Consider the following 19,810-nt stretch of genomic DNA (forward strand, 5'->3'; position numbering starts at 1 on the left):
CTTCACTATACACCTAAAATTATATTAATTATATACGATTGTGCCAACATATTCAATATTGCTGTTCTAGTAATATTAGGCTAGATATTCTAATAAATATCATATCTTTAATCCAGCAAATAATCAACCTTTTTTTGCGTTTTATTCAATAGGCTTGGCAACAATTTTTTCCTGTCCTTCCACAAAATTCTTCATATCGATAAGAAGCTTTTTACCGCCAGCTTTTGGCAGAAGCGTTTTGAGGTCAGCCATCTGTTCATCATATGTATCTCTTTTTCCTAAAAGGATTTTATTTTGTCCGCTTTTTATAAGTACTTCCGAATCCTCATTAAACTGTATTGTGTCCACCTTGAGGTCAAATTTCTGAATCAATCTGGTCAGCTCTAAGATAACCGGAAACAGTTCTTTTTTTTCCGTATCCATCTTATTGTAAAGTACAAAGCTGCTAAACTTAATACCGGAAATGAAAGGTACTCCTTTCAGTTTCTTTTCAGAGCTTTCAGCCACAATACCATCCTTGTCAAAATACATGTAACTTCCCATATACTGTATGCAGCCGATAACCGGCTTTTCATATATACGGAGCTTCACCGTATGCCTGTCAACAAGACTAACTGTAATATCCTCCACAAAGGGAATTGTTTTTTTTCTGCCATATTTCATTCTCAAATAAAAAAGAATTGTATTTCCATCTGTTTTTTTTGACAGTATTTCCTGCTTTAACTCCTTCTCACTGTAATGGGTACTTCCGGTTATGCTTACAGTCCTTAGATTACAGGTCGTATAAAGCAGGAAACCTGCAAGGAAAACAAAGAGAACAGACAGTATTATTTTTTTTCTGCTTTTATCCTTTTGTGCTTTCAAGGCTTCCTATCCTTTCCTGACGAAGTTTAACCACTCACTTTTTAATTTTCCTCTTTATAATCAATCTGTGCTCCCAATGTTCTTAAGTCTCTGCATATATCCTCATAACCCCTTTGGATATGATAAGGATTTTTTACTATGGTCTTTCCTTCTGCCATAAGACCTGCTATTACCAGCGCTGCTCCCCCCCTTAATTCACCTGCGGATACTTCAGAAGCTTTCAGAACAGGAACGCCGGTAATATAAGCCTCTCTGTCATGTAAACAAATCTGCGCTCCAAACCTGGCCTGCTCCGGTACATTCTGATACCTGCCTTCAAAGATCTCTTCTACAATTTTACTGCTGCCAGAAGCCTTCATAAGCACTGACATAATCTGTGACTGCATATCCGTAGGAAATCCCGGATACGGAGCCGTTTTAATTTCAGGAATGGCTGTTACATTTCCGCCAGACCGGATGGTAATGGAATCCTGGCCGCATTTTATATGGCTTCCCATTTTTCTTAACGTCTGTATGACGGTAGAAAGACTTCCGCATCCAATACCTTTTAATGTAACTTCTCCCCCTGTACCCGCTGCTGCAGCCAAATAAGTACCTGCCACAATCCGATCAGACGGTGCACTGTATTCTGTCTGATGCAAAGAAGCTACTCCCTCAATCTCTATTCTGCTGGTGCCTGCTCCATAGATCTTAGCACCGGCAGAGTTTAAAAACTTGCATAGTTCCAGTATCTCCGGCTCCCTGGCTGCGTTAAATATTCTGGTTTTGCCAAAACCCAATGTTCCGGCAAGAATCACATTTTCCGTTGCTCCTACACTGGGAGACGGGAAATAAATATCTGCTCCTTTGATACCGCTTGTAACGCACTTAACCAGCCCGTCCTCTTCTTCCAGAGCAACATTCATTTTCTGAAATGCATCAAGATGAAAATTAATGGGTCTGGCTCCTATGGTACAACCGCCCGGATAAGACACAACTGCATGGTGGCTTCTGCCAAGAAGCGCTCCTAAAAGAATAATAGAGGAACGCATTTTCTTTACCAATTCCGTGGGTACGACTTCCGTATTCAGTCCTCTGGTGTCCACAATGATAGAGGAGTCCTCCCAGGTAACGCTGCAGCCGATTTCTATCAGAATCTTAATCATGTGTTCAACATCCAGTATCTTAGGACAATGATTCAGCTTTGTAATACCATTTATCAATAACGTTGCTGCTAATATGGGTAAAACCGTATTTTTAGAACCTTGTATGTTAACTTCACCATTTAACTTCTTACCACCCATAATTTCAATATATGTCATGGTGCACCTCAAACCTGATATAGTATTACTATATGTTAATTTTCTGTATTTGTGCCTTACAGATTTAGCCGGTGCTAAATCTGCGTTAAAAGGTGAAGAATATACCTACCTTTCATATTTTATCTGATTGGAAACGCTTAGGACGATTCCCATTTCCGCCAGTAAAACCAAAAGGGAACTTCCTCCGTAGGAGATAAAAGGAAGCGGGATACCGGTAGACGGAATCGTATTTGTTACAACCGCAATATTAATAAGTACCTGTGCTGCTATATGTGTCAATACACCAGTAGCGATTAATCCGCCAAAAAGATCCGGTGCGTTTACCGCAATTACAAAGAGACGCCAAATAACCAGTACGAAGAGTAAGATAACTGCAACTGCTCCAAATAAACCAAGTTCTTCACATATGACTGCAAAGATCATATCGTTATGGGACTCTGGAATGAATCCCAGCTTTTGCATACTCTCTCCAAGACCTTTGCCGAATACACGTCCGGAGGCTATGGCATATAACCCCTGGAGTATCTGGTATCCCTTGGGATGAGTCTCAACATGCTTCCATACTTCAATTCTTTCACTTCGGTAACTTACAAAGAAGATGAAGATGGAACCAACTGCTGCCATCAATCCTCCCGATACAATAAAATAAAGCTTCTTCCTGCTGGCTACAAAACAGATGGCAACCATGATAAGTCCCATTACCAGCGCTGTACTGAAGTTCTGGGATAATACAAGTCCAATCAGCGGAAGAACCAGGATTAAAATCTTTAAGAATCCTCTGAATTTATCCAGCCTCTTTGGTGCCAGGCTTACAACAAATGCTGTAAATAAGATGATGCCAACCTTTGACAGCTCCGAGGGCTGAAATTTTCCAAGAGGTCCTAAAGAAAGCCAGCGCTTGGATCCATTGATTTCTTTAGCGAATATTAAAACAGCAATCTGTAAAACAATACACAAAAAATATAAGGCTGTAATCGGTCTGATTCTTAATACCGGAAGCTTCGCTTTGTAAATACGGTAATCTATTTTGGATACAATAAGCATTACAATAACTCCAAAAACAGCAAATGCTCCCTGCTTCTCCAGGTAAAATGCCGGGTTTCCGTAATCTCTGGCAGCATTATAGGAGCTGGTGCTATAAACCATTACTAACCCAAAGCATACCAGAAAGATTGTAAGAAACAGCAGGTTGTAATCATAATAGCTATGAAGTTTTTTCGGTTTTCCTCTTTCTCTTTCTTCCCTTGTCATACCGCCCTCTCTTATTTATGTCATTATAGATTTCTTACGTATTCTTTAAAGAGGCGTCCTCTTTCCTCATAGTTCGGAAACATATCCCAACTTGCACAAGCCGGCGAGAGAAGAACACATTCTCCCTCCTGTGACAGTTTATAGCAGACCTCAACGGCTTCCTTTAGGGTCTCTGCTTTGTAAATTTCATTAAAGCCATGCCTTTTTGCGGTTTCCTCAATTTTATCCTTCGTCTGCCCAATTAATACAAGGGCTTTAATCTTTCCCCCAAAGGCTTCAACCCACTCATCATATTCAGAGCCTTTATCATATCCTCCTGCTATAAGACAGGTGGGAAACGGCATGGAGTCAATAGCTTTTATGGATGCATCGGGATTGGTTCCCTTGGAGTCGTTGTAATATTTCACACCATTTTTGGTAGTTACAAACTCTATCCTGTGTTCTACTGCAACAAAATCCCTGACAGCCTTATTAATACACTCATAAGGAACATGAAGGCAAATTGCAATGCCGATAGCTGCCATGGTATTTTCATAATTATGTCTTCCAAAGATATTCATCTGTGTTACATTTACAATGCTTTGCGTGGTATGTCCATCACTGTAGAGGATATTGTCCCCTTCCAGATAAATGCCCTTATCAAGCTTTCTTAAGCTGCTAAAGTATAATACATTCGCCTTTAGTTTCTTTCCTGCTTCTCTCAAAACCTCATCCTCATAATTCAATATGCAGATGTCTTCTTCGTCTTGATTTTTTGTTATATTAAGCTTTGCAGCAATATAATTTTCCATGGTATGGTGACGGTTAAGATGATCCGGTGTAATATTTAAAATAGCACTGACATAGGGCTTAAAATCTACGATTGTTTCAAGCTGGAAGCTGCTCATTTCAATTACAGTGACAGAATCCTTCGTTGTCTTTCCCGAAATATCCGTATACGGTATTCCGATATTGCCTACAACAAAGACTTCATGATAGAAGGTTTTCATAATATCTCCCACAAGAGAGGTGGTTGTTGTCTTACCGTTGGTTCCTGTAATTGCTGCAATCTGTCCCTGTGACTTGTAGTAAGCAAGCTCTATTTCCCCCCAGATAGCAATATTGTTATCCCTCATTTTATTTACAACCGGAAGGTCCGTAGGTACCCCCGGACTAAGCACTGCCATATCTATTTTAGTTAAGTATTCTTCTGATAAATTTCCCAGTATAATCTCCCCGGAAAAGTTCTGCGGCAGTTTCTCTCTTATAGTCTCTGCCTCCAGCCTTTCATTGGTATCATATACGATGATGCTATCCGTAATATCCTGCAAAAACCTGACAGCAGATATACCGCTTAAACCTGTTCCGAATACCAGCACCGTTTTATTATCCAGTCTCATCTTAACTCCTTTCGTGAATATCCGCTTCCTAACATTCTTCGTATTTTCAATTTCATCAAAATCCCCATGCATACCGCAAGCAAGCTTGCGGTACTGCCTAAATAGAAAGTGAAAAATGCTTTTTATTTTTCACACGGCTGCTTTTGTTTTTTATATCCCAAGTAAGGCAATGATACAGCAAATGGCTGTTGCAATGGAAAAAACAGATACTACCTTCATCTCTGACCATCCGCACAATTCAAAATGATGATGTATGGGTGCCATTCTAAAAATGCGTTTTCCCTTTGTCAGCCTAAAATATACTACCTGCAATATAACCGACATTACCTCGATCAGATAAACCAGGCCAACAATTATCAAAAACAATGGCATTTTTAACATAAAGGCCGAAGCCGCAACAAAACCGCCCAAGGCCAGGGATCCGGTATCTCCCATAAAAACTCTGGCCGGATAGATATTAAATACCAAAAAGCCAAGCAGGCTTCCTGCTGCCGCATTGGTGATAGGAAAGATACTGCTGTTTTGCACAATAGCCGCCACTGAAAAAAATGTTGTAATAAGCAGGGTAACACTGGCTGCAAGCCCATCAAGCCCATCCGTGAAATTGGCACCGTTTACTGTCCCAAGCAGTACTATGAACATAAACGGAATAAACCAGATTCCAAGGTCTAAGAATCTTCCTTCCCGAAATCCTCCGGTAAAAGGTATTAACATAGAGGTTCCTACCTCGGTATAGCAGATAAAATAGTTGATAAGCACCGCTGATACCAGTATTTGCCCTAAAAGTTTCTGCCAGACCTTTAATCCCATGGACCTCTTCATAATTATTTTAAGATAATCATCCAGAAATCCAATCAGACCGAATCCTACTGTCGCAAACAATACCGGAATCATATCTCTGTTATTCTTTATGTACATTACCGAAGTAAATGTTACACTTAAAAGAATTACAATGCCACCCATAGTAGGTGTGCCTGATTTCTTGATATGGCTTTTGGGGCCGTTGTTTCGTACATATTGTCCCCATTTTAACTTTTTTAAGAATGGTATCAGTATGGGGCATAATGTTAAGCTTATTACAAAAGCTATGACAACCGGCATTAGTATCCTAGAATTCATTCCTGTTTCCTCCGTAAAAATGCCTATTCATTCTTTTGTATGTTTTCTTCTGTACGGCCACCGATTATTATATTCTATCCCTAAGCATATGGCAAGCCTGCCAGTACTGCCCAAACAGGAGATTTATTCCATATATAGAATCAAGTTGCTGTTATTGTTAATTTCTTCTCCTTGCAGCGGGAATTGGCTCTTAACCTTATCCCCTTCTCCGTCGTAATATACCTCCTTAAAAGTATAATCCTTTAACATTTTCTTCACTTCTGCTTTCGTCATACCGATCAAATCCGGCATAATCATAGTACCGATATTATTTTTCTTTATTTCTTCCTCAGTGTATTGGGGTTGAATCCCAAGATAAGGAAGAACATCTTCATAAACCTCAGCAACAACCGGCGCCGCAATGGTTCCGCCGTAGTAAATGCCTACCGGTTCATCTATCAGTATAATGCCGATAATCTGCGGATTATCAGCAGGAGCAAAGCCTAAAAAAGAAGATATGTATTTGTTGCTGCTTCTTGGCAGCTTTTCAGAAGTAGCAGTTTTTCCTCCGATATGATAACCGGCAAGATAAGCCCTGTTACCAGTTCCTTCTGATACGACAGTTTCTAAAAGCTGTTTCATTAAATCAGAAGTTTCCTTGGATACGGCTCCTGCTTCCTCTTTGTATTTAAGTGTTTTTACTATGGAGCCGTCTTTATTCTTAATTTCTACTCCAAAATGAGGAGTAACTATCTTACCGCCGTTTACAATAGAACTGGCTGCAACTAAAAGCTGCAAAGGTGTAATCTGGAAAGACTGGCCGAAGGACATGGTAGCAAGTTCAACTGCCCCGACATTCTCCGGTTTATGCATAATGGATTTTGCCTCACCCGGAAGGTCAACTCCGGTTTTTCGCATCAAACCCAGTCTGCCAAAATACTTATACATATTAGTAACTCCGACCCTTGCTCCTATTTCCATAAAAACAGGGTTGCAGGAGTTCTTAATACCATCAATAAAATCTTCGCTTCCGTGTCCGCCCACCTTATGGCAGCGGATTCTGCGGTCCTCAACAATTTTATAACCCGGACAATAAAACCTGTCGGTCAGCTTTACAACCTTTTCCTCTAAGGCTGCCGTTGCAGTTACTACCTTGAAGGTCGAGCCAGGCTCATAGGTATCGCTGATACTGGCGTTACGCCACATATTATTGAGTAAATCATTCTTTTGTTTCTCCGTAAGTGTCGAAGAATCCAATCCATTTAATGCAGAATCTGTAAGCGTGTATGGATCGTTTAAGTTAAATTCAGGTACATTTACACAGGCATAAATCTCACCGTTTTGAGGATTCATAAGAATCAGTTTAACATTATTGGCCTGTTTGGCTTCTAATACTTTTAGTGCTGCCTGTTCTGCATATTTTTGGATATTAACATCTATACTGGTATATAAATCTTTGCCGGCAACCGGCTCGATTCTGTCTTCTGCTGCATTTTCAATTTCAACGCCATAGGCCGTTGTAAGTGTGAGTATGGTTCCATCCGTCCCCTTCAGGTAATTATCGTATTGAACCTCAAGACCTATAATTCCCTGATTATCACTTCCTGTAAATCCTATTACCTTGGAAGCTAAATCACCGTAAGGATAATACCTTTTGTAGTCTTCATCCACCATGACTCCATCCAAATCATATTCTCTTATGGTATCTGCCACAGTTTTTTCTACATTGGATTTAATTCTTTCAATAGAGGAATTCTTCTCGACCCTCTTTTTGATATAGGCTTCACTAAGTCCTAAATTTTCGGACAGAAGCTTTATTACTTTCTCCGGGTCAGTAATCTGACTATGTATAACGGAAATGGTACTGACAGGCTTGTTATCTGCTAATACTACCCCATTTCTGTCATATATGATTCCTCTCTCCGCCTTAATTGCCCTCTCTCTTTCATGAAGTTCCTCTGCACGTTTGGCATAATCGGCAGATTTTGCAATCATTAAGTAAGCAAGCCTTCCTGTCAACAGTATTGCTGCTGCTATTACTACTGTTACTATAATAAGTACATTCCTGCGGTTGAAGGTTTTATTTCTTGCCATAAAGGATGCCTCATATATCTGATTGTTTCATCTTATGACAATCCTTCCCGGGTTATGATAATACAATAAATTTAAGATGAAGTTTCACCCTAATCCGGTAATGCATCAGGATCTTCTTCCTCGTTACTGTTTTGGCCCGTCTGGGTACCCCCGTTTGCGGCCTGCCCTTCGGTATTCGTAGTCTCTCCATTTCCTCCACCGGTCTGTCCCGATGAATTCTGCTCTTCCGCCGATTGTCCGCCGGCAGCTTCACCGCTGTTATTCCCTGCGGTGCCTGTATTCTGTCCTGGTCCTGAAGAAACGGCGCCAGTGCTGTCAGAACTTTTTTCTGTAGGATATATTTCTAATAAAGGCAGTATTTCTTTTAAAATAGCCCCTGCCGCCTTAGTAGCCAGAGAACTGTCAGCCTGCTTAATAACATTCTGCGGTTCATCTATTACTACATAGATAACGACCTGAGGATTATCCGTCGGAACACAACCGATAAAAGACACTAAATAGGTACGGTCAGCACGCGGGCTCTTCTGGGCAGTACCTGTTTTACCGCCCACCTTATAGCCGGGAACCTGCGCCCCCTGGGCAGTACCTTCCTGTACTGTCAGGTAAAGAGCATCTCTTAGAAATTCCGAAGTATTACTGGAAACTGACAATTTCACCAGTTTCTTATCGTAAGCAGACGCTATGCCGCCGCTGGCATTTAGAACCTCTTTCATCACATGGGGTTCATAATAATAGCCTCCATTAACTAAGGAGGAAAATCCCGCTGCCATCTGTATCATGGTAGAAGTAAAGTTTTGTCCGAAACTGTTGGTGGCCAGGTCCACTTTACCCAGCTTGTCTTTTGCAATAAGAATTCCATTTGCTTCACCGGGAAGGTCAATTCCCGTCTTAGTCCCAAAGCCAAAAAACTTCTGGTAGCTGCTAAATAAATTGCTTCCTTCCTTTGCCCCAATCTGCATAAGGGCATCATTACAGGATTTCATAAGTGCCTGGGTAAGAGTTACCTCACCATGTCCCGAGCGGTTGCTGCAGTGGATAAGAGTACCTGCAACATCTTCTACTCCATCACAATAGAAGGTATCATTCTGCTTAATAACATTCTCCTCCAGGCCAGCTGCTATAGTAAAAGGTTTAAAGGTAGAACCCGGCTCATAGGCATCACTTATCGTATAATTTCTCCATATTTTATTTAACGCAGCTAACTTCTCTTTATCAGACATTTTATCAATTTCATCTTTTGTATAGAAAGGAGTTAAATCCGTCGGATTATTCAAGTCATATGCTTCATTAGAAGCCATAGCAAGAATCTCTCCGTTATTAGGATTCATCACCACGACTCCCATGTTTTTACTTCCGTACTCCGTATTAAAAGCCTTGATTTGTTCCTCCACGGCCTTTTGCACATTGGAATCGATTGTAGAAACGATGGAACTGCCGTTTATAGCAGGTTTCACGGTGCGTTTAAGCTTTAAATCCGTGTCTATGTAACCAAACTCAATACCGTTCGTACCATTTAAAATATCGCTATAATACTGTTCAATTCCCCAGGTTCCCACATTCCCACTGGCGGTAAAACCTAAAACATCACTGGCAATTGTCTTATAAGGATATTTTCTATTATAATCTTCCTCAAACCACACACCCTGTATATTTTCATCTTTCTCTTCTAACTTCTTAAATTTCTCCATATCATCATAGGTTATGCCTTTTTTGATTATACTGTATCTGCTGTTTGGTTTGTTTTTGTAAAGGTCATTTACAGTTTTCTCCGTAACATCCTTAAAGCTGTCTGCCAGGGCCTTTCTCGTCGGCTCACTGTATTTCTCATCAGAAAGAGCATAATAAACATCCAGAATTACATTGTAAACCTTTTCACTGTAAGCAAGCACCGTCCCATTCCTGTCAAATATGCTTCCCCTTTGGTACGGAACCGCTGTACTGGTATAAGTCTGCTGTGAAAGTACCCTTTTTTCATAGCGTACACCATCTGTATGGTTAAGGGTGGCAATCCTCACTATCAGCACCGACATAAGAGCAAGAACTACGCCAAAAACAAACATAAGTCTTGCACTCATCCGGTTTGTAAACTTCTTTATCGGTTTTACTTTCCTTTGGTTTCCCCTGCGTTTTTCCATTGAACTACCTCATCTCTCCTAACGTTATTTCTTAATTATACTATCAAGAAGGGATTTTTCATCGGTCTGTGGAATCTCTGCATACTGCTTCATATAATCACTTGTATTTCTCTTGTAATTAATGACCTGCTTATCATCAGGATAAACCATTCCAAGTTCTTTAGTGGCATAGTTATAAATATAGTTTAAATCAACAGATGTATCAATTTTAGCCAGATTGGCTTCGTTATCATTTTCAAGCTTTGCTAATTTCCTCTCAAGCTCAGCTATTTTATTATTTTTTCTCGTTATATTGGTCTGCACATTAAGATAGCCAACACAGGTATAAAGGGTTATACAGATTGCTACTGTCAGAACCATCAGAGAAAATACATCCAATACCTGCTTCTTTCTGGTCTTCCTGTGAATCCTGGGATTTCTTGTAATTCCAGGGATGGTCTGCTCCCTTTGCTCTTCTCTCCCCGGTATTTCCTTTTCCGGCCTGGCTTTCTGCGGATAGTATTCCTCTTCATATGGAAGCTCTCTTAATTTTCTTACCGCATTACCATCATAATAACTATTATTCTGCTGCCTATATTTTCTTGCATTTTCCTCCATGTTTTTCCCCCTCTTAAGTCCCTTTCTTCTGTCTTATAAACGGCGCTCAAACACTCTTAACTTTGCACTTTTCGATCTCTTATTGCAGAGTATTTCTTCTTCTGACGGTAAAATTGCTTTCTTGGTTTTTACAATTCCAAAAGGTTTCTTTCCGCATACACAAACCGGAAAGCTCGGTGGGCAGGTACAGGGATTCTCTTTGTTCTTAAAGAAGGATTTCACGATCCTGTCTTCCAACGAATGGAAGGTTATAATGCAAAGCCTTCCTCCGTCATTTAAAAGTCCCGTCATATCCTCTAAGGAATTGCTCAAAACCTCTAATTCCTTATTAAGCTCTATCCGTATTGCCTGAAAGGTCTTCTTTGCCGGATGTCCGTTGACACGCAGCTTGGCAGGAATAGCTGCCTTAATCACCTCTGTAAGCTGTCCGGTTGTTTCTATAGGGCTTTCTGTTCTCACTCTTAATATGTGTTTTGCAATGTTCTTTGCAAATTTATCTTCACCGTAATCTCTGATAATCCGGTATAAATCATACTCACTGTATCCATTTACGATATCTCTGGCTGTGATATCCATCCTGGTATCCATACGCATATCCAGGGGTGCATCTTCCTTATAGGAAAATCCCCTCTCCAGGGTATCAAGCTGGTATGAAGATACTCCCAAATCCAGTAAAATACCGTCTACCTTATCTATCTTTTGTTCCTTTAATACTTCCTTCATATTGACATAATTACTTCTGACAATCGTAACCATGTCCTCAAATTCTTTCAGTCTTTTGCTTGCTGCCTGTATTGCTGCTTCATCCTGATCTATCCCAATCAGCCTTCCTTTGCTGTTAAGCCTTTTTAGGATCTCAAAAGAATGTCCTCCTCCTCCCAGGGTTCCGTCAACATAGATACCCTCAGGGCGGATATTTAGCATTTCTATGGTTTCATTAAGCAATACCGATATGTGGCCGAATTCAAAGTGTGCCGTTTCCTTGTCCATAATCATCCTTCTCCCAGACTAAAAACTTAAACCAAAGTCCGCCATATGTTCAGCAATCTGGTCCATATTCTCATAATTATTGTTACTGTCCCATCTTTCCTTGCACCAGATTTCAATCTTGCTTAGTACTCCGACAAATACAATGTCCTTTTCCAGGGCTGCGGCTTCTCTAAGCTTTGATGGAATCAATACTCTTCCCTGCTTGTCCACTTCGCAATTAGCGGCACCCGCCATAAAATATCTCTGCAGCTGCCTTGCTTCCTTGGTGCCGGGCAGGGTCTTTAACTGGTTTACGAAACTCATCCATTCTTCATTAGGATATACAAAAAGACATCCATCTAATCCCAAAGTAACCACAAAATCCTCTCCCAATTCTTCTCTGAATTTGGAGGGCATTATGATTCTTCCCTTTGTATCAATCGTATGGATATATTCTCCCATGAACATGAATCTCACCACCTAGTCCTCATGTATATCGCAGACTTGTTTGTAAATGATTTACTGTTTCAAATCAGGTTGTGAAAAATATGATGCCTTTTTCACATTATTACTCCACTTACAACCACTTCGCACCACTTTGCACCACTCATACAGCTATTTTATACCACTTTATTTAATATGGCAAGCTTTTCTGAATAAATTTACGTTCCAATTTTTACATTTTTTAGGAGTTTTGTGGTATAAAATTTGCCTCACACCATATATTGTGGAGGCCTTATTTTTCTTTCCTTTATTTGCCGCAAAAAACGACAAAAAAAGAAGGTAGGAAATTAGTCCCACCTTCTTTTTAGTTCCTGTATGTTTATGCAGTTTTCTTTTTTAATTGATAACGCTTGATAAGGATGATAATACTTGATACAACAACCAGTACTCCTGAAAGCAACTGTGAAACAGCTATAGGCGTATTAAATAAAAACAGTTGATCTGTCCGAAGGCCTTCTATCCATACCCTTACCAGTCCATAACCCAATAAATAAAGGAGGATTACTTCACCGTTAAACTTTTTATGCTTTGAGTAAATTATTAAAAGTATGAGTAATATCAGATTGCACACCGACTCATAAAGAAAGGTCGGCTGGACCTGAATATATGTGGCACCACCAAGATTCACCGTATGGTTACGGATCTCTAAAATCTCCTGGTAAGCCTGCTCTTTTCCGGCAAATTTCTGTGCCAGGTTTGCCAAAGGCATTGTATAATCACTGCTCACATCCTGAATATTTAACTGCATGGCAAATAATCCATTTGTATATTTACCAAAGGCTTCCCGGTTAAAAAAATTTCCCCATCTGCCGATAATCTGTCCAGTAATCAGTCCAAGACAGCCTGTATCCGCCAGAAGTCCAAAAGATATCTTTTTAATTTTGGAATAAATGAAGGCAACTAAAACTGCCGTAATAACACCGCCGTATATGGCAAGTCCACCGTTTCGGATATCAAAAACCTCAAGAGGCGAATCCTTATATTCATTCCAGTTAAATACTACATAATACACTCTTGCACCAATCACGGAAAGTACAATTGCATATAGGGCAAAATCCAGGTACAAATCGGTGTTTTGTCCCGTTCTTTTTGCTTGCCATTCTGCCATCAGATATCCCGCAACCATGCCAAGGGCTATTATCATACCATAGTAGGCAATTGAAATTCCAAATATATGAATGGAAGACCCGACATCTTTCAACTCGATACCCAGATTAGGAAAATTGATATTTGTACCTGTACTTAATAGCATCCCATATCACCACTTTCTTAGACATTGAACCGGAAAAGAACGACATCTCCGTCTTGTACCACATATTCTTTTCCCTCTGAACGAACCAGTCCTTTTTCCTTTGCCAGATTAAAATTACCGCATTCAGTCAGATTATCATAACTTACGATTTCAGCACGGATGAAGCCTCTTTCAAAATCGGAATGAATTTTACCGGCGGCCCCGGGAGCCTTTGTTCCTCTCTTAATAGTCCATGCTTTTGTTTCCTTGGGCCCTGCCGTAAGGTAACTGATAAGCCCAAGAATATGGTAACTGGCAGCAATGAGCTTTTCAAGGCCCGATTCCTTTAAGCCCAATTCCTCAAGGAACATTTTCTTTTCTTCTTCCTCAAGCTCTGCAATTTCCTGTTCTATCTGTGCACATATAACGAACGCTTCGGAGCCTTCCGCTTTGGCGAATTCCCTTACTTGCGCGACCTTTTCATTGTTTACTCCCTCATCTGCCAAATCCTCTTCTTTCACATTGGCTGCATAGATTACCGGCTTATAGGTAAGCAGGTTATAGGATAAAAGCAGTTCTTCCTCCTCTTCATCCAACACAGCAAAACCCTTTGCAAGCTTTCCTCCCTCTAAGTGTACTTTCAGCCTTTCTAAAAGCTCTAATTCCTTGGCAAGAGCTTTATCATTTTTAGCACCCTTTGAGGTTCTTGCAAACCTTCTCTCCAGTATCTCCATATCCGAAAAAATCAATTCCAGGTTTATCGTTTCGATATCCCTTAACGGATCCACGCTGCCATCCACATGAATGATATTACTGTCTTCAAAGCAGCGTACTACATGAACTATGGCATCCACCTCTCTGATATTGGACAAAAACTGGTTTCCAAGTCCCTCACCTTTGGAGGCTCCCTTTACAAGGCCTGCAATATCTACGAATTCAATAGCCGCCGGCACAACCTTTTCAGAGTGGTACAAATCTCCCAATACCTTTAAGCGTTCATCGGGTACTGCAACAATACCTATGTTAGGGTCTATGGTGCAGAAAGGATAATTCGCAGATTCTGCTCCTGCCTTTGTGAGAGAGTTAAATAATGTGCTTTTGCCTACATTGGGTAAACCCACTATACCTAATTTCATATATTTCTTCCTTTCAGTCTTTGGCTTCGATTACCAATAGAATCCCGGATTCCATCAGAATTTCCGCACTTTCTTCCGTCACTTCATTGCTTACGCCTAAGCTGCTTCCTAACGTAAGAGTCTTCTTTTGCAAAGGATATAAGAATCCTTTCAGGGTAACTCCTTTGACGATTTCCGTAAAGGGAAGCAATGACACATAAGGTCCATGAAGCTTACCACGGTACAAAACCGTATCATGGTTTATAAGATAGATTTTATTATGATCATCCACCAGGGAGGTCTTTATATTCTCTCTTAAGGGCAAATACAAAAGAGAAACATTCGCTATCATGTGATCAGCCCTGTTTCCGGTAGCCCCAAGTATTACTATTTCTTCCGGCTTTAGTTCCATCGCAGCTAAAATGCCCAATTCCGTATCCGTAGCATCCTTCATGGGATCATATTCTGCCACCTTAACCCCTTCAAGGCCTTTGTAATATTCAATCACATCCTTTGATACGGAATCAAAGTCTCCAATAATATAATCCGGTTTTAAAGAAAGCGCCTGAACTGCTTCAAGTCCTTTGTCCACCGCTATGATTTTATCAAAAGCTTTTTTGTCAAGATACTCCTTCATAAAGGCAAGGGAAACTTTCCCTCCGGTTACAATCAGTACCTTTATTCCATTCATTTAACTGCCTCCGGCTTTGGAAAAGCACTCTTAAAATCGATTACATTTTTTTTGATGTCGCCGTTAAATACGGCCGTTCCCGCCACTATAACATCAGCTCCCGCTTTCAAAACCTCTCCTACATTTGACAAAGTAATTCCGCCGTCAACTTCTATATCAATATTCAGCTGCCTTTGCTTTAGAATTTCTTTTAGAGTTTTTATTTTATCAAGGGCAAGCGGTAAAAAAGACTGGCCTCCAAATCCCGGATTAACGCTCATAATAAGTACCATATCGATATCCTGATAGATATATTCCAGCTCCACAAGCGGCGTAGAAGGATTTAAAGAAACTCCTGCCTTCAGCCCCAATTCCTTTATTTTAGCCACTGTACGGTGCAGATGCCTGCAGGCTTCCGCATGAACTGTAATGATATCTGCTCCTGCCTCTTTAAAATCCTCCAGATAGCGGATAGGTTCCTCTACCATAAGATGTACATCAAATACCATCTTTGATTCTTTCCTTATGGACTTAATAACAGGTGCCCCAAAGGAAATACTTGGTACATATGCTCCATCCATCACATCTATATGAAGATAATCTGCCCCTGCCTCTTCTACTTCTTTTATATATTCCCCAAGACGCCAAAAGTCGGCGGCCAGGATTGAGGGTGCCAATTTATACATATCAATAGCCATGCCTTTCCCAAATATTCAATCTTAATATTTCTTTTTCTTTTGGTTTAGTTCCTCAAACAAATCCTTATAATTCTTATATCTTATACGGCTAAGCTTCCCATCCGAAAGTGCTTCCTTTACCTTACATCCGGGTTCATTTAAATGCATACAGCCTAAAAATCTGCATTCATCCGCATATTCATTAAATTCCGGGAAAAAATCCTTTAATTCATCCTTTTCCATGTCAGCTAAGTATAAAGAACTAAAGCCAGGCGTGTCCATTACAAATCCGCCTTCTCCCATTGCTATCAGCTCGGAATGCCTTGTAGTGTGCTTCCCTCTTTGTATCTTTTCACTGATTTCTCCTGTTTTTGTATTTGCCTCCGGAGAAAGTAAATTGACAAGAGAGGATTTTCCCACACCGGACGGTCCCGCTAACACCGTGGTTTTATGCGCAAGCAATTCCTTTAGGGAAATGATTCCTTCTTCTGTATACGTACTGGTAAACAATGTATGGTATCCGCAATTCCGGTAGGTTTCTTCCAGTAAAGCGATTTCTTTTTCCGTTACAACATCCTTCTTATTAAAGCAAATAATCGTTTCTACCTGCTGCTTTAACATCAAAATCAAAAACCGGTCAAGAAGATTAAGGTTAGGTGCAGGCTTAGCTGCAGCAAATATAATCAGTGCCTGATCAACATTTGCTACAGCAGGTCTTATAAGTTCGTTCTGTCTTTCCCTGATATCTGTTATATTGCCCTTTTTAGAATTCTCATCCAGAATATCCATCAGAACATCGTCGCCTACCAGCGGTTTAATATTCTGATTGCGGAAAATACCCTTTGCCTTGCATTCATAGATTTCCATGTTTTCTGCGAATACATAATAGAAACCGCCGATACCTTTTATTATCTTTCCTGTCATCTTAACCTCTTTCGTGAATATCAAATCTCTGATTTGATATTCCTGAATACGTAGTTGAAAAATTTATTTTTCAACCTAACCTCTTTCACAACTAATTTTCCGGAGTAAATGTTACGTTCCAGGAATTACCATATTCTTCATATACAACCCACTTACCGTTTTCCGATACTGCTCCCGGATCTCCTTCGCTAGCTTCTCGGCCTATAAACATGATTACCGTTGCGTCAGAACCGCTGCGGCTGCTTATGGAAATACTGATGGGGAAACTGTCATAGTCCTTATTTTCCTTCTGCAAGGTGGTAGTCTTACCGTCCTGTACCATCTGAATCAGTATGATACCGCTATCTCCCGGATAATCGAAAGGATTCTCATCAATGGTAACGGAACCGGTATAAGACTTAGGAGTATCATTTCCCTGGGGTCCTAAGCTAAGTACCAGGTCTACTGCTGACCCTTTCGTTACTTCCGAACCTCCCGTAGGTCCCTGGTTCATAACCTTTCCTTTTGCATAGGTATCGGAATAATCCTTTGTAATATTTCCTGCTGCCAGGCCTTTTTCCTTTAACTTGGCTACGGCATCTGCCTTGCTAAGATTACGCACATCCGGAACCAATACGGTGGTATCTTCGGGCCCCTTGCTTAGAAGTACGGTAATGGTATCGCCTTCTTTCACCAGGCTGCCCCTGATAGGCTCTGTAGAGATAACGCTGCCTTCCGCTACCGTATCATTATATTCTGAATTAAATTTCACTTTAAGTCCTTTATCTGTTAAGGTAGTTTCCGCCTCTTTTTGAGGATGGTTATACACATCCGGCAGCTCAAAGCTGTCAGGACCAAGGCTTACTACTAACCTCACTTCTCCGTCGCTGTCAATCTCTGCTCCCTTGGCAGGGTATTGCTCCATAACAATGCCTTTTGCATCCGTATCGGAGGCTTTTTCAGTTTTTATAATCTGCAAATCCTCTGATTTTTCTGCCAGCATCTTTTCAGCATCCGTCAGGGAATAACCAACTACGGAAGGCATAATCACTGTCTGTACTTCTTCCTCTGTCGGTGTTGCCGTAGGTGTAGCCGTAGTCTCTACCGGGTTATTATTTTCCCCTTTATTATTAGGGAACAGGTGGAATATATTCACTGTAAAGAAGATAATCAAAGCCACCAGAATAATACCAACTATAATGGAGCCAATCAGTATGATTTTCTCTATTCTGGGGTCTACCTGGTCAATCTCTTCCTCATCATCCTTTACTTTTTTATTGAGATTTGTATTCGTATGTCTTAAATCAGGATTGGTATTTCCTTTTACCGTGTCAAAAGAACCGGTATTTCTGCCGGAATGAAAAGACGCATTTTTGATATGGCTGACTTCTTCTTCTGAAATTGTTATTGTGGGAGAATCTGTAGCAGCCGCTGCGGGTATTACCACAAAATCCCCGTTGGGATTGGAGATAGAGCGTTTTAAGTCCGCAATAAGCTCTGAAGCAGAAAGATACCGTCTTTCCGGCTTTTTCTGCATACATTTCTGGACTATCTTTTCAACGCTTAAAGGAATGGAAGGGTCAATTTCCCTAAGAGGTATTGCTTCTCCCTGAATATGCAATAGGGCTACGGACACCGTATTATCTCCGGCAAAGGGTACCTGTCCGGACAGCATTTCATACATCGTGATACCCAATGAATAAATGTCACTCTTTTCATCACTGTAGCCTCCTCTTGCCTGCTCCGGTGAAAGATAATGCACGGACCCCATAGCATTAGAGGTTATCGTATTGGAATTTGTCGCCTTTGCAATTCCAAAATCCGTAACCTTAACTTTTCCTTCCTTGGAAATGATAATATTCTGTGGTTTGATATCCCTGTGAATGATGTGGTTGTTATGAGCAGCTTCCATACCCATGGCTATCTGTATGGCAATTCCCACTGCTTCCTTAACCTCAAGCTTACCCTTTCGCTCAATAAAATGCTTCAAGGTTATTCCCTCAACTAATTCCATAACGATATAGTAAAGACCGTTGTCATCTCCTACATCATATACACTGACAATATTAGGGTGGGATAAGCCTGCCGCTGACTGTGCTTCTCCTCGGAATTTCTTTACAAAGTTCGTATCATCGCTGAACTCTGGTTTCAGTACCTTAATAGCTACATAGCGGTTCAGTCTGTGGCATTTTGCTTTATAAACATCTGCCATACCACCGGAACCAACTTTATCAATTATTTCGTATCGGTCACTGATGTACATACCCGGTTTTAACATGTTCTCACCTCTTCTTACATTTTTATCATAACGATAGATATATTGTCTTTTCCGCCATTATCATTGGCTCTTCCCACCAGTTTCCCGCAGGCACCTTCCAAATCATCCGGAAATTCATTCGTTATCTCCAGTATATCCTTATCATCCATCATATTGGAAAGCCCATCGGAACACATTAGTATTATGTCTTCCTTATTAAGCTCTACCTCAAAGTAATCAGGCACAACCGTTTCACTGGCGCCAAGCGCTCTGGTAATAATATTTTTATTGGGATGAAAGCGCATCTGCTCTCTTTCTATCTCCCCATTCTTTACCATTTCTTCCACCAGGGAATGATCTTCCGTTATCTGTTTTATTTCTTTGTTTCGTATCAGATACAGCCTGCTGTCACCTACATTGGCAACATAAAGGGTATTATTTAGAACAGTCGCTGCAACAAAAGTTGTACCCATACCATTTAGTTCTTGTCTGCTCTTTGCTTCTTCCAACAGCTTTTGATTGGTAACGGCAAGTGCCCGGGACATGGTACTAACCGGCAGACCTTCTCCTGCTGCTTTAATTGTTTCTGTAAAAACTTCTACACAGAACCTGGAAGCGTAATCCCCTGCATTGTGTCCTCCCATACCATCGGCAACTATAAATATATTTTCTAAATTACCTATATTTTCTTCTAGGGCATACACATAATCCTGATTGACAAGCCTGGTTTTTCCTGTATCTGTCATAGAAAATGATTTCATGTCT

The 19,810-nt window shown here is 40.6% G+C and carries 17 protein-coding genes; all 17 read right to left on the minus strand.

The features are described from left to right. Nucleotides 1-141 precede the first annotated feature (141 nt). The 17 genes from BUF11_RS12495 to BUF11_RS12575 all read right to left on the minus strand — a co-directional run bounded on the left by BUF11_RS12495 (nt 142) and on the right by BUF11_RS12575 (nt 19,806). Nucleotides 142-864 (minus strand): cell division protein FtsQ/DivIB, encoded by a 723-nt coding sequence (locus BUF11_RS12495; protein ID WP_073589198.1) that lies wholly within the window; start codon nt 862-864, stop codon nt 142-144. Between the two features lie 41 nt (nt 865-905). Further along, nucleotides 906-2,165 carry a UDP-N-acetylglucosamine 1-carboxyvinyltransferase gene (murA, locus tag BUF11_RS12500; protein WP_073589199.1) on the minus strand — a complete coding sequence of 420 codons (1,260 nt, stop codon included), beginning with the start codon at nt 2,163-2,165 and terminating at the stop codon, nt 906-908. Between the two features lie 105 nt (nt 2,166-2,270). Then, entirely contained in the window at nt 2,271-3,416 is a 1,146-nt protein-coding gene (locus BUF11_RS12505) for an FtsW/RodA/SpoVE family cell cycle protein (protein WP_073589200.1), read from the minus strand. A gap of 23 nt (nt 3,417-3,439) precedes the next feature. Continuing rightward, nucleotides 3,440-4,795 carry a UDP-N-acetylmuramoyl-L-alanine--D-glutamate ligase gene (gene murD, locus BUF11_RS12510; protein WP_073589201.1) on the minus strand — a complete coding sequence of 452 codons (1,356 nt, stop codon included), beginning with the start codon at nt 4,793-4,795 and terminating at the stop codon, nt 3,440-3,442. A 150-nt stretch (nt 4,796-4,945) separates the two neighbouring features. Next, complete coding sequence (mraY, locus tag BUF11_RS12515; RefSeq protein ID WP_073589202.1) at nt 4,946-5,914, minus strand: phospho-N-acetylmuramoyl-pentapeptide-transferase; 969 nt, start codon at nt 5,912-5,914, stop codon at nt 4,946-4,948. 123 nt (nt 5,915-6,037) lie between these two features. After that, nucleotides 6,038-7,987: a penicillin-binding transpeptidase domain-containing protein gene (locus tag BUF11_RS12520; RefSeq protein WP_073589203.1), complete on the minus strand. Its 1,950-nt coding sequence runs from the start codon at nt 7,985-7,987 to the stop codon at nt 6,038-6,040. A gap of 89 nt (nt 7,988-8,076) precedes the next feature. Continuing rightward, nucleotides 8,077-10,122: a peptidoglycan D,D-transpeptidase FtsI family protein gene (locus BUF11_RS12525; protein ID WP_073589204.1), complete on the minus strand. Its 2,046-nt coding sequence runs from the start codon at nt 10,120-10,122 to the stop codon at nt 8,077-8,079. A 24-nt stretch (nt 10,123-10,146) separates the two neighbouring features. After that, nucleotides 10,147-10,719, minus strand: a complete 573-nt coding sequence (locus tag BUF11_RS12530) for a septum formation initiator family protein (RefSeq protein ID WP_073589205.1) — start codon at nt 10,717-10,719, stop codon at nt 10,147-10,149. A gap of 33 nt (nt 10,720-10,752) precedes the next feature. Next, entirely contained in the window at nt 10,753-11,709 is a 957-nt protein-coding gene (gene rsmH / locus BUF11_RS12535; protein ID WP_073589206.1) for a 16S rRNA (cytosine(1402)-N(4))-methyltransferase RsmH, read from the minus strand. Nucleotides 11,710-11,727: 18 nt separating this feature from the next. After that, nucleotides 11,728-12,156 (minus strand): division/cell wall cluster transcriptional repressor MraZ, encoded by a 429-nt coding sequence (gene mraZ / locus BUF11_RS12540; protein WP_073589207.1) that lies wholly within the window; start codon nt 12,154-12,156, stop codon nt 11,728-11,730. A 355-nt stretch (nt 12,157-12,511) separates the two neighbouring features. Next, entirely contained in the window at nt 12,512-13,444 is a 933-nt protein-coding gene (gene lgt / locus BUF11_RS12545) for a prolipoprotein diacylglyceryl transferase (RefSeq protein WP_073589208.1), read from the minus strand. Between the two features lie 17 nt (nt 13,445-13,461). Then, on the minus strand, nt 13,462-14,559 hold the full coding sequence (gene ychF / locus BUF11_RS12550) for a redox-regulated ATPase YchF (protein ID WP_073589209.1): 1,098 nt from the start codon (nt 14,557-14,559) through the stop codon (nt 13,462-13,464). A gap of 13 nt (nt 14,560-14,572) precedes the next feature. Then, nucleotides 14,573-15,229 carry a thiamine diphosphokinase gene (locus BUF11_RS12555; RefSeq protein ID WP_073589210.1) on the minus strand — a complete coding sequence of 219 codons (657 nt, stop codon included), beginning with the start codon at nt 15,227-15,229 and terminating at the stop codon, nt 14,573-14,575. Continuing rightward, nucleotides 15,226-15,906: a ribulose-phosphate 3-epimerase gene (gene rpe, locus BUF11_RS12560; RefSeq protein ID WP_330393884.1), complete on the minus strand. Its 681-nt coding sequence runs from the start codon at nt 15,904-15,906 to the stop codon at nt 15,226-15,228. Before rpe ends, BUF11_RS12555 begins: the two co-directional genes overlap by 4 nt. A 21-nt stretch (nt 15,907-15,927) precedes the next feature. Next, nucleotides 15,928-16,809 (minus strand): ribosome small subunit-dependent GTPase A, encoded by an 882-nt coding sequence (rsgA, locus tag BUF11_RS12565; RefSeq protein WP_073589211.1) that lies wholly within the window; start codon nt 16,807-16,809, stop codon nt 15,928-15,930. Nucleotides 16,810-16,900: 91 nt separating this feature from the next. Next, entirely contained in the window at nt 16,901-19,066 is a 2,166-nt protein-coding gene (gene pknB / locus BUF11_RS12570) for a Stk1 family PASTA domain-containing Ser/Thr kinase (protein WP_073589212.1), read from the minus strand. 14 nt (nt 19,067-19,080) lie between these two features. After that, on the minus strand, nt 19,081-19,806 hold the full coding sequence (locus BUF11_RS12575; protein ID WP_073589213.1) for a Stp1/IreP family PP2C-type Ser/Thr phosphatase: 726 nt from the start codon (nt 19,804-19,806) through the stop codon (nt 19,081-19,083). Nucleotides 19,807-19,810: the final 4 nt, after the last annotated feature.

Origin of the sequence: Anaerocolumna xylanovorans DSM 12503 (assembly GCF_900143645.1) — a bacterium.
In the GTDB taxonomy this organism is placed as follows: Bacteria; Bacillota; Clostridia; order Lachnospirales; family Lachnospiraceae; genus Anaerocolumna; species Anaerocolumna xylanovorans.

Coding starts and splice junctions, on each gene's coding strand:
- lgt (WP_073589208.1), bottom strand. CDS start 13,444: ATGCTATTAAGTACAGGTACAAATATCAATTTTCCTAATCTGGGTATC.
- rsgA (WP_073589211.1), bottom strand. CDS start 16,809: ATGACAGGAAAGATAATAAAAGGTATCGGCGGTTTCTATTATGTATTC.
- pknB (WP_073589212.1), bottom strand. CDS start 19,066: ATGTTAAAACCGGGTATGTACATCAGTGACCGATACGAAATAATTGAT.
- rpe (WP_330393884.1), bottom strand. CDS start 15,906: ATGGCTATTGATATGTATAAATTGGCACCCTCAATCCTGGCCGCCGAC.
- BUF11_RS12555 (WP_073589210.1), bottom strand. CDS start 15,229: ATGAATGGAATAAAGGTACTGATTGTAACCGGAGGGAAAGTTTCCCTT.
- mraY (WP_073589202.1), bottom strand. CDS start 5,914: ATGAATTCTAGGATACTAATGCCGGTTGTCATAGCTTTTGTAATAAGC.
- BUF11_RS12530 (WP_073589205.1), bottom strand. CDS start 10,719: ATGGAGGAAAATGCAAGAAAATATAGGCAGCAGAATAATAGTTATTAT.
- BUF11_RS12575 (WP_073589213.1), bottom strand. CDS start 19,806: ATGAAATCATTTTCTATGACAGATACAGGAAAAACCAGGCTTGTCAAT.
- mraZ (WP_073589207.1), bottom strand. CDS start 12,156: ATGTTCATGGGAGAATATATCCATACGATTGATACAAAGGGAAGAATC.
- ychF (WP_073589209.1), bottom strand. CDS start 14,559: ATGAAATTAGGTATAGTGGGTTTACCCAATGTAGGCAAAAGCACATTA.
- BUF11_RS12525 (WP_073589204.1), bottom strand. CDS start 10,122: ATGGAAAAACGCAGGGGAAACCAAAGGAAAGTAAAACCGATAAAGAAG.
- BUF11_RS12505 (WP_073589200.1), bottom strand. CDS start 3,416: ATGACAAGGGAAGAAAGAGAAAGAGGAAAACCGAAAAAACTTCATAGC.
- rsmH (WP_073589206.1), bottom strand. CDS start 11,709: ATGGACAAGGAAACGGCACACTTTGAATTCGGCCACATATCGGTATTG.
- murD (WP_073589201.1), bottom strand. CDS start 4,795: ATGAGACTGGATAATAAAACGGTGCTGGTATTCGGAACAGGTTTAAGC.
- BUF11_RS12520 (WP_073589203.1), bottom strand. CDS start 7,987: ATGGCAAGAAATAAAACCTTCAACCGCAGGAATGTACTTATTATAGTA.
- murA (WP_073589199.1), bottom strand. CDS start 2,165: ATGACATATATTGAAATTATGGGTGGTAAGAAGTTAAATGGTGAAGTT.